The organism is Parashewanella sp. 2210YD4-3 (assembly GCF_056591735.1).
Window position 1 is genome coordinate 25,446 of record NZ_JBWQOG010000018.1, and the last position, 8,458, is coordinate 33,903.

Sequence of the window (8,458 nt, forward strand, 5' to 3'; positions counted from 1 at the left end):
TCGAATATCTGCCGTGATAAACTGAAAAAGCCAGACTCTTTGCCTACACTCTCAATAAGCAATGATTGTGGAGCTATAGCATGAAGGAAGAACTGGTTTTTCGTAAGGCTAACCAAGACGAAATATCGCTGTTATTCAACGGGATCATAAAAGAAGGTTGGAATCCCGGTATTCACGACATCCACACCTACCCAGACTGCACCAATACTTATTTCGTTGTCGCATTACATCAAGATCAGCCGGTTTCTTTCGCCTCCTATATTATTTATCAACAAAAGTATGCCTTTGCTGGTTGCTACTTGGTGCTGAACCCAGAGCAAAGAGGTCAAGGTTTTGGCTTGGCACTGACAAATCATTTGTTGGATGAGATGAAGCAAAAAGGCGTCGAAGTTATCGGGATCGATGGTGTGGTGGCACAAAGAGATAACTATGCCAAAAAAGGCTTTGTAGATGCTTATCTTCATCGTCAATTTTACTATCAAGTGAAAGGCCATGAATCCATCGATGAAAATGTCAGCTTATTTTGTCCTGATATTGAAACCCTCGCTGCTTTTGAAGCGCCATTTGTTCCAGAAGCAAGACCTGCGTTTTGGCAAACGTGGGCGGTGAATGATCCCTCTAAAAAGTTCGCCAGTATCCATGATAGTTACGGAGAATTATCTGGTTTTGCATGTTTGAGAAAAGCGATTAACGGCTATCGAGTCGGTCCTATTTATGCCGAAGGTGTTGATGAAGCTATAGAGTTACTGAATGGTTTAGCTGCACAAGTTCCTGTGGAGAGCATACTTTACATCGATATCCCAGAAGGGAATCCTGCTGGCTCACATTTTATTCATCAAGTAGAACTGACCGAGAACCAATTTGAGTGCATGCGAATGTACTTGGGCAAGCAACCGCAGTTGAACGTAAAAGGTATTTTTGGTGTGTGTACACTCGAAATGGGTTAAAGCTATCACTTCGCATAAATAGCAGGGTCAGATAAAGGTAAACCTTGTTGAATGCCATCGATGAGTATCTATGGCACAACACTTTACGTTGTGCTTTACCAATAATTGTAATGTTAATTTATCGATAATTTTTTAACTTATTGATTTATTAGCCTTGTTGTTGCTGTGGAATCATCTGTTTTCAATTTCTAACGCTTAACCCTTCCAAAAATTATCCGATTAAAAATTAATCCAGATCAAATAAAAGGTAAAAATACAGAAAATCTTAATGATAATGGTTTGCATTTGTTTGTTGGTTTGGTAAAATTAATGTTAATTATTTTACTTCTCTTACATAACATTAATTAAGTGATGTTCACCATGAAAAAAACACTGATAGCTACAGCATTAATGGGTCTTTTGGCTAGTACTGGTGCGGCTGCATCTGAAGAAACAGCAGAACTACGCGAGATCATTAAAAAGCAACAAGAAGTACTAAAAAAGTTAGAAAAACGTCTTGAGCAAACTGAAGAACGTTTAGAGCAAACTGCAGATGCTGTTGATACTGTAGCAGAAGCAAAAAGTTCTACAACAATCGGTGGTTATGGTGAGCTGCACTACAACAACATTGATAACAAAGAAAAAATCGACTTTCATCGTTTCGTATTATTCGTAGGTCATGAGTTCAGTGAAAGCACTCGCTTTTTCTCTGAATTAGAAGTAGAACACTCTCTATCTGGCGATGGTAAACCTGGTGAAGTAGAGCTTGAGCAAGCTTATATTGAGCATGATTTTAGCGAAACTTACACAGGTAAAGCAGGTTTATTCTTAATGCCTGTCGGTATCCTTAATGAAACGCATGAACCAGAAACATTCTATGGTGTTGAGCGTAACCCAGTTGAAAAAAACATTATTCCTTCAACATGGTGGGAAGCGGGTCTTGCAATGAACATGAAGGCAGCACCAGGTCTAGCGTTTGATCTTGCTGTAACATCTGGCCTTAAAGTTAAAGATGACTTTAAAGTTCGTGGTGGTCGTCAAAAAGTGGCAAAAGCATCTGCTGAAAGCCTAGCGTATACTGGTCGAGTTAAATACACCGCTATTAATGGTCTAGAGCTAGCGGCAACGGCACAATATCAAGAAGATATTACCCAAAACAATCCTGCAAATGACGCGGCACCTGCTGTGTTGTTGAGTGCTCATGCTATTTACTCTATTGAGAACTTTACTATCAAAGCGCTATACGCACAGTGGGACGTTGATGGTAAAGAGGCTAAAGCTCTTGGCCGTGACAAGCAAAAAGGTTACTTTATTGAGCCTTCATATCGCTTGAACGACAGCTTCGGTGTTTTTGCCCGTTACAATGCTTATAACAACGAAGCGGGTAGCGATAAAGAAGACGTTAAACAATTCAACTCAGGTGTTAATTACTGGTTGAATGAGCATGTTGTTTTCAAAGCTGACTATGAGCGCCTAACAGGTAGTAAAGATTCAAAAGGTTTCAACTTAGGCGTAGGCTATTCGTTCTAAGTTCTGCTGTAATAATGGCTACTCAATTTGAGTAGCCATATTGTATGGAGGTAAAGAAATGCTAACTAAGACTAAGAGGAATATGTTGTTGCAATTGACTATTCTACTCAGTGTCATTGGTGCTGTCTTTTCCTCATATTCCATTTCTGCAACTGAATACCAATCTCCCAAATCATTTATAAAGCAAGCGTTTGCTGATCAAACACCAGCCAGAAAAGTCTATTGGATTAATGGCGATACTAAACAAACGGTTGAAGATATTTTAGGTAGAAAATTCAATAAGTTACGTTTGCGATATTGGCGCAAAAGACAAGATACGGTTTGGATTTTAAATGAAGTAGGAAAAGAATCTCCAATCACGATAGGAATCCATATTAGTAACGGAAAAATTGTTACTACCAAGGTATTGGTTTATCGTGAAAGTCGTGGTGATGAAGTACGACATGAATTCTTTACCAAACAGTTTATCAATGCGAGACTAGATAATGACTTGAAGCTTAACCGTCATATTGATGGCATCACTGGGGCAACATTATCAGTTAATGCGCTTAAAAAAGTGTCTCGAGTAGCATTGTGGTTGCATGAACAAGTCGTAGAAAGCTAATTATGTGCTCCATAAAAAATAATGTAATATAGGTCTCCTTGTTTAAATCAATTTTAAATTTAGCGATTGCCTGTGTCTCATCATTCAAAGTCTTCTAAAAAAAATAAACGAAAATTGAAGTCTAGATTTGTTAAGCAAATCAAACAATGGCATCGTCGTTTAGGCCTATTAACTCTATTTTTCACATTACTGATTGCGATAACTGGGATCCTCATTAATCACACCCAAGAGTTTGGCTTGGCTAAACACCAAGTTACCAATCAAAGTCTTCTTAATCATTACAACATCAAAGTGCCTAATAAGGTATTTTTGCTCAATCACAAACACAATCGTTTATTGATCTCGGATAACATAGCTCGGCTGAATCAAAATGTAATTCTAAAAGCAGACTCTAAAATTATTACTGCCCTGTATATGCCACAGAATTTGGTTATAGCTACAGAAAATCAGCTTTATATTTTGGATCACAATGGGAATTTACAAGAAAAACAAGATGCATCATTTGGGTTGCCTGTACCAATTGAAAAACTCGCAATTGATGCTAATCAACGACTATGGCTGCTTTCAAACAATAAAACGTACCATAGTGATGAAGACTTAATTGAATGGTTGCCCCAAGCTTCTCAGTTACCTTTAAATTGGTCTGAATTGGCACCTACCACAGCAGAACAAGATATTAATCAGATCAGAAGTGCTTTTTTGGATTGGCAGCGAGTATTGCTCGACCTGCACAGTGGTCGAATTTTTGGGAAGTTTGGTGTTTTTCTATGGGATATATTTGCCATCTGCTTAATGCTAATTGCTTCGTCTGGGCTAGTGATTTATTTACGGCAAAAACCGAATAAACATAAATAACCCTTGTTGTCATAATGAAGAATTACTGTAAGGACAGATTGAATAGATGTTTGTAGCTGCCTTGTTATTGCCATTACGACAAATGGGTAGTTTTGTTCAGCTTGGAATACCTTTACAAATATGGCTAATTACATAGAAGTTTTTATTTAGGTTAATCTTTCTGGGCATGAATGGGTTTTGGTAAATCTGTGTTAAAGCTTAATCCCCAAAGAGCCTAGAATATGCGAAAATAATACTATTCATCAGTTCACAAAGTTTCAATAGAATCACCTCAATGGCAAAAACTTCAATAACATCAACCAATAGAACGTTCAGCATTGCGCCGATGCTCGATTGGACTGATTTAAGCTAGAAGTCCCGTATTTACTGGGTCGTGAAATTTCAGGGTTGCTATAGGGTAGCTGACCTCTCGGAAAAAATTTTCAGGGTAGCTGAAAAACTTAGTTTTAGGATCATTCAGTTAGAGTAATAAGCAGCAACTGATTATGGGATTTGTCAGTAGCATAATCGCTCCTACAAAACGCACTTTCCCCTCCGTTTGAGTAGACATTAAAGATTAAACTTTGCTAAATTCCATGCCGATAAAATAAGCACTTCGAAAATAAAAAACGAAACTCGATTTTTGGACAGAAGTGTTCTAGCTTTGGAGTGAAGGGCTGACGTGGTCTAATGGATATGACCACCCCAGTTAAGAGATAATAACTTAACTGGAGAATGAAAATGGCAAGAAAAAGATATTCTAAAGAATTCAAGCTTGATGCAATCAATTTGGTTCTTGAACAAAACTATACCCGATCAGCCGCTGCGAAGAGCCTTGGCTTGAATCCAAATGTCATTGGCAGATGGATAAAAGAACACCAAGAAGATGACGGTCATGCCTTTAGAGGTAATGGAAAGCTGACTCCTGAGCAAGAAGAGATCAGAAGGCTCAAAAGCCAAGTTAAACGTCTCGAAATGGAGAAAGATATATTAAAAAAGGCGACTGTCTTCTTTGCCAAAGAAACGAAGTAAAGTACGACTTCATTACCCGAAATAAGAAGACTTGGCCGATAAATCTGATGTGCCAGATATTGGGTGTAAAGCGCAACAGTTATTATAGCTTCCGAAAGCGTAAAAATGGTAAGCCTGAGAACGATCCAGAGCATGATGAAATCATAGAAATGGTTACTAAAATAGCCAAAGCCAGCGATTACACTTATGGCGAAAGACGTATGAAAAAAGCCTTAAACGCTTTAGGATTTCCAGTCAGTCGCTACATGACCAAGAAACTAATGCGTGAAGCAAAAGTCTGGGTTCGCAGTAAGAAAAAATACAAAGTCACAACAGACAGTAACCACAAACAGCCAGTTTATGACAATGTGCTCAATCGAGAATTTGAGGTAAACAAGCCAAATAAAGCCTATGTTTCAGATATTACTTATGTCTGGACACAAGAAGGCTGGCTCTATCTTGCAGTGGTGATCGACTTGTTCTCAAGAAAAGTGGTTGGCTGGAGCATGAGTTCTCGAATGAAGTCACAGCTTGTCTGCGATGCACTGACTATGGCTATGTGGCAACGTAGACCTAACTCCGGTTTAGTCGTACACAGTGACCGAGGCTCACAATATGCGAGTAAACAATATCGCCATCTGCTAAAAAGTAATGAGTTTGTGGGTAGTATGAGCCGCAAAGGGAATTGCTGGGACAACGCCGTAGTAGAAAGTTTTTTCGGTAGCTTAAAGCAAGAACGTGTTCAGTGGAGAAGTTATCAAACTCGGCATGAAGCTCAACAAAATATTTTGAATTACATAACGATGTTCTACAACAGCAATCGTTTGCACTCTACGCTTGGTTATATGAGTCCAAATGACTTTGGAGCACAAGAAATAGGTTTAAAGAAAGTCTCTTAACTGAGGTGTCTAAATTTAGTTGACCACGTCAGGCTGGCATTTTTGGCTTGTAGCATTTAGCTGTAGTGATTTTTACTTCGCCGATGGCAGCGGTGACCTTCATTGTTTTGAATTGCTTGCCGCAGGCTTTTGTGCTGGTACTGCTGTGATACGCAGCAAGTACGTTCCCTGTAAGCTCCGCCGTGACATCCCTGTCACGGAAGGTCACAGCTACACCTACACCGAGTTTTCTGTCTCTTCGATTAAACCTTATGAGAAGGTTTTGGCCTAATTTTTACTCTGATCCTATTAATTTTATTCCGTTCCAAATTAGTTTCAAGATTTAGTTTATTAACCCATAACCATTAACTAGCTCTCGATCGACCAGTTTAAAGTTTGAAAGCTCTAGATTGACCCAATGAGCTTCAGGGATGTGTTCCATCAAAATGACTTGAATACCTCCCTTATCTTTCATTGCTTCTACGTACATATCAATTTCTTTCAATGCTAGATCTAGACTGGCGATATCATCAGAGTTCTCCAACGTATAAGGCGTACTTACCTGATCAAAAACTAAGAAATGTACAAGCCAAGGAACTGAATTCTCTCTCGCTACTTTATGCAGAGCCATGAAGTAAGACAAATGCAAGTACAAGTAATTGGATGCACTGCCAATATCAATCATCTTCTCGACCGCTTCCCCTTCATTAAGAACCAGATTAATAGCACGTTCTTTTTCTAAAAACACAGCTTGGCTGTTCTCATATCCTTTGAGTTTCAGTCGGCTTAAGTGCAGGTTGATATACCTATTGAGCTTACCCATAACAAATTCACGTTTAGACTCGATATCTTGAACATGACCACTAAGATCTTCAATTTTATTGTCAATTTCGGAAAGCTTCTCTTTGTAATCAATTGGAATCGAGCGTTCAGAGAAAAGCTCTACTTTCACAGATAGTTTACCCTGATATCTATATATATCTTTAGGCGAAGATAGCACCCTGCTAGTAACCTTAAGCTTGCTTATCTTTACCTTTAGTTCGTCCAACTCTTTCTTCAATACCTCAGCTTTGGCATTTACATCAACATATAGAGGTGACTTCTTCCTTGTTTTCCAACTGTGCTTCACTCCAGATAGCTGCTCTTCTAACGCAAGCAAAAGGTCGCTTGTGTGAGTTCCTGGGAGTGTCTCACTATACCTATCAAGAATGTATTCAATCGGAAGGATAGAATCGCCACTCTCCTTTAAAAGAGATTGGTACTTGCTAAAATCTTCATTGAATCGCTTAAACTGCTGTAATTTCCGATTTAGCTCTAACTGTTTAGACTCAAGATCTTTGAGTTTGATGCCCGCCTCGCTAAATTGTTCTATATTCGATTCGGCTATCGACTTTAAACTGCTTAAAGTATCTTTAATATCTTCGTTAGGTTTTTCGAGAAGCCCAAGAGAAATTGCTTCTTCTTCTAGTTGCTCTACATCTTCCTGAAAATGAAGCCGCTTTTTCTGCATCACCTCCGAGCGTTGCTCTAAGCTTGAGCGATTACGTTTGAGCTTCTCAAGACGTTCTGTGATAATTGCACCTCCACTATCCACAACGCCTAATGCCATACGAAATGTTCGCTCTATACGTTCGATAGTTTTTAGATCTCCAGGTCTGTTATATAAATAGTCAGGTGCAACTAGAGCATTTTGATCTTGATAGCAATAGCTCAAAAAATTACGGAAAGATACTTTAGAACCAGCCTTTATGGTTCTACCCCCATAGGGAACTTTCAGCTCACCATCCAAACCAAAAGACTTATCTAGCACCTTCTTTAGTGTATCAATTTTCATATTATTATATGGAAGTTCTGGTATTTGGCCTTGATCTGAAAAATATGCTTCCTTTGTCTCACCTGCATGGTAGGCAGGCCTCGCAATAGTTATATCACCATCACCTGTTTGTAATTTCAGCCCATACCACGAGGACTTATCATCAATATTATGCTTTGATATACCGTCCGCCTTCGAAGAAAGCAAACAGTAGTCAATAATGTGGAGAATTGAAGACTTACCCTTACCTGACTCACCAGTAATTACGTTAACTGAATTAGTGGATAACTCAAGGTTGCGGAGATTACCATTTTTCTGCCAGATTAATATATTTTTTATTTGAATAGTCATATTTTCAATCTTAATAAAGAGTACAATTCTTCAGGTTCTGAAGTTAGAAACTTTGACAAACTTTCCGATGCCAAAGCAATATCACCAAATTTCTTCCCTAAATAGTCGTCCGAACTAATCGTATAGTTTGTAGATGTCAGGACACCATCTTCAATAGAGAACAAATCAAGTTCTATCCCCATCGAAATTGCATTGCTTGATATTATTAGATAGTCAGTGAACTTTTCATTAAATCCAATAAAGTAATCACTTTTCGAAGTTACTAATTCTTGAGCTGATAGAACCGATGTTCCTTTTCGTTTTAGATAGTTTCTTATTTTCTTATCAAAAGCCAAAGGTATTATTAAGTAGACATTAGCGACACTTAATGAACCAAGATAAGATAGCACTGACTGTATAGCTAATAACCCAATAGCTTCATTATTTAATACCCTATTCATTTAGTGCCACCGTAGACTTTTTTCCAATCCTTTCTCCAACCAATCCAACGCAAATCAGATAACTCCATACC

The 8,458-nt window shown here is 38.5% G+C and carries 8 protein-coding genes; 5 read left to right on the forward strand and 3 right to left on the reverse strand.

Annotated features, from left to right (window positions below):
- The first annotated feature begins 80 nt into the window (after positions 1-80).
- The 5 genes from AC1EU0_RS18755 (at position 81) to AC1EU0_RS18775 (ending at position 5,804) form a co-directional block, all read left to right on the forward strand.
- On the forward strand, positions 81-947 hold the full coding sequence (locus AC1EU0_RS18755; protein WP_480304278.1) for a GNAT family N-acetyltransferase: 867 nt from the start codon (positions 81-83) through the stop codon (positions 945-947).
- A 360-nt stretch (positions 948-1,307) separates the two neighbouring features.
- On the forward strand, positions 1,308-2,456 hold the full coding sequence (locus tag AC1EU0_RS18760; RefSeq protein ID WP_480304280.1) for a porin: 1,149 nt from the start codon (positions 1,308-1,310) through the stop codon (positions 2,454-2,456).
- A gap of 58 nt (positions 2,457-2,514) precedes the next feature.
- Positions 2,515-3,060 (forward strand): FMN-binding protein, encoded by a 546-nt coding sequence (locus tag AC1EU0_RS18765; protein ID WP_480304281.1) that lies wholly within the window; start codon positions 2,515-2,517, stop codon positions 3,058-3,060.
- Between the two features lie 114 nt (positions 3,061-3,174).
- On the forward strand, positions 3,175-3,915 hold the full coding sequence (locus tag AC1EU0_RS18770; RefSeq protein WP_480304283.1) for a PepSY domain-containing protein: 741 nt from the start codon (positions 3,175-3,177) through the stop codon (positions 3,913-3,915).
- Between the two features lie 720 nt (positions 3,916-4,635).
- A protein-coding gene (locus AC1EU0_RS18775) for an IS3 family transposase (protein ID WP_480304285.1) occupies positions 4,636-5,804 on the forward strand; the annotation gives its coding sequence in 2 pieces (ribosomal slippage) (positions 4,636-4,879 and positions 4,879-5,804; 1,170 coding nt in all).
- A gap of 28 nt (positions 5,805-5,832) precedes the next feature.
- Here AC1EU0_RS18775 and AC1EU0_RS18780 read toward each other — a convergent pair.
- The 3 genes from AC1EU0_RS18780 to AC1EU0_RS18790 all read right to left on the reverse strand — a co-directional run bounded on the left by AC1EU0_RS18780 (position 5,833) and on the right by AC1EU0_RS18790 (position 8,387).
- Positions 5,833-6,012 (reverse strand): hypothetical protein, encoded by a 180-nt coding sequence (locus AC1EU0_RS18780; protein ID WP_480304287.1) that lies wholly within the window; start codon positions 6,010-6,012, stop codon positions 5,833-5,835.
- Between the two features lie 114 nt (positions 6,013-6,126).
- Complete coding sequence (locus AC1EU0_RS18785; protein ID WP_480304288.1) at positions 6,127-7,947, reverse strand: DUF3732 domain-containing protein; 1,821 nt, start codon at positions 7,945-7,947, stop codon at positions 6,127-6,129.
- Positions 7,944-8,387, reverse strand: coding sequence for a three component ABC system middle component (locus AC1EU0_RS18790; protein WP_480304290.1), 444 nt, complete (start codon positions 8,385-8,387; stop codon positions 7,944-7,946). The genes AC1EU0_RS18785 and AC1EU0_RS18790 overlap by 4 nt, the downstream gene beginning before the upstream one ends.
- Positions 8,388-8,458 lie beyond the last annotated feature (71 nt).

Coding starts and splice junctions, on each gene's coding strand:
- AC1EU0_RS18755 (WP_480304278.1), top strand. CDS start 81: ATGAAGGAAGAACTGGTTTTTCGTAAGGCTAACCAAGACGAAATATCG.
- AC1EU0_RS18760 (WP_480304280.1), top strand. CDS start 1,308: ATGAAAAAAACACTGATAGCTACAGCATTAATGGGTCTTTTGGCTAGT.
- AC1EU0_RS18765 (WP_480304281.1), top strand. CDS start 2,515: ATGCTAACTAAGACTAAGAGGAATATGTTGTTGCAATTGACTATTCTA.
- AC1EU0_RS18785 (WP_480304288.1), bottom strand. CDS start 7,947: ATGACTATTCAAATAAAAAATATATTAATCTGGCAGAAAAATGGTAAT.
- AC1EU0_RS18790 (WP_480304290.1), bottom strand. CDS start 8,387: ATGAATAGGGTATTAAATAATGAAGCTATTGGGTTATTAGCTATACAG.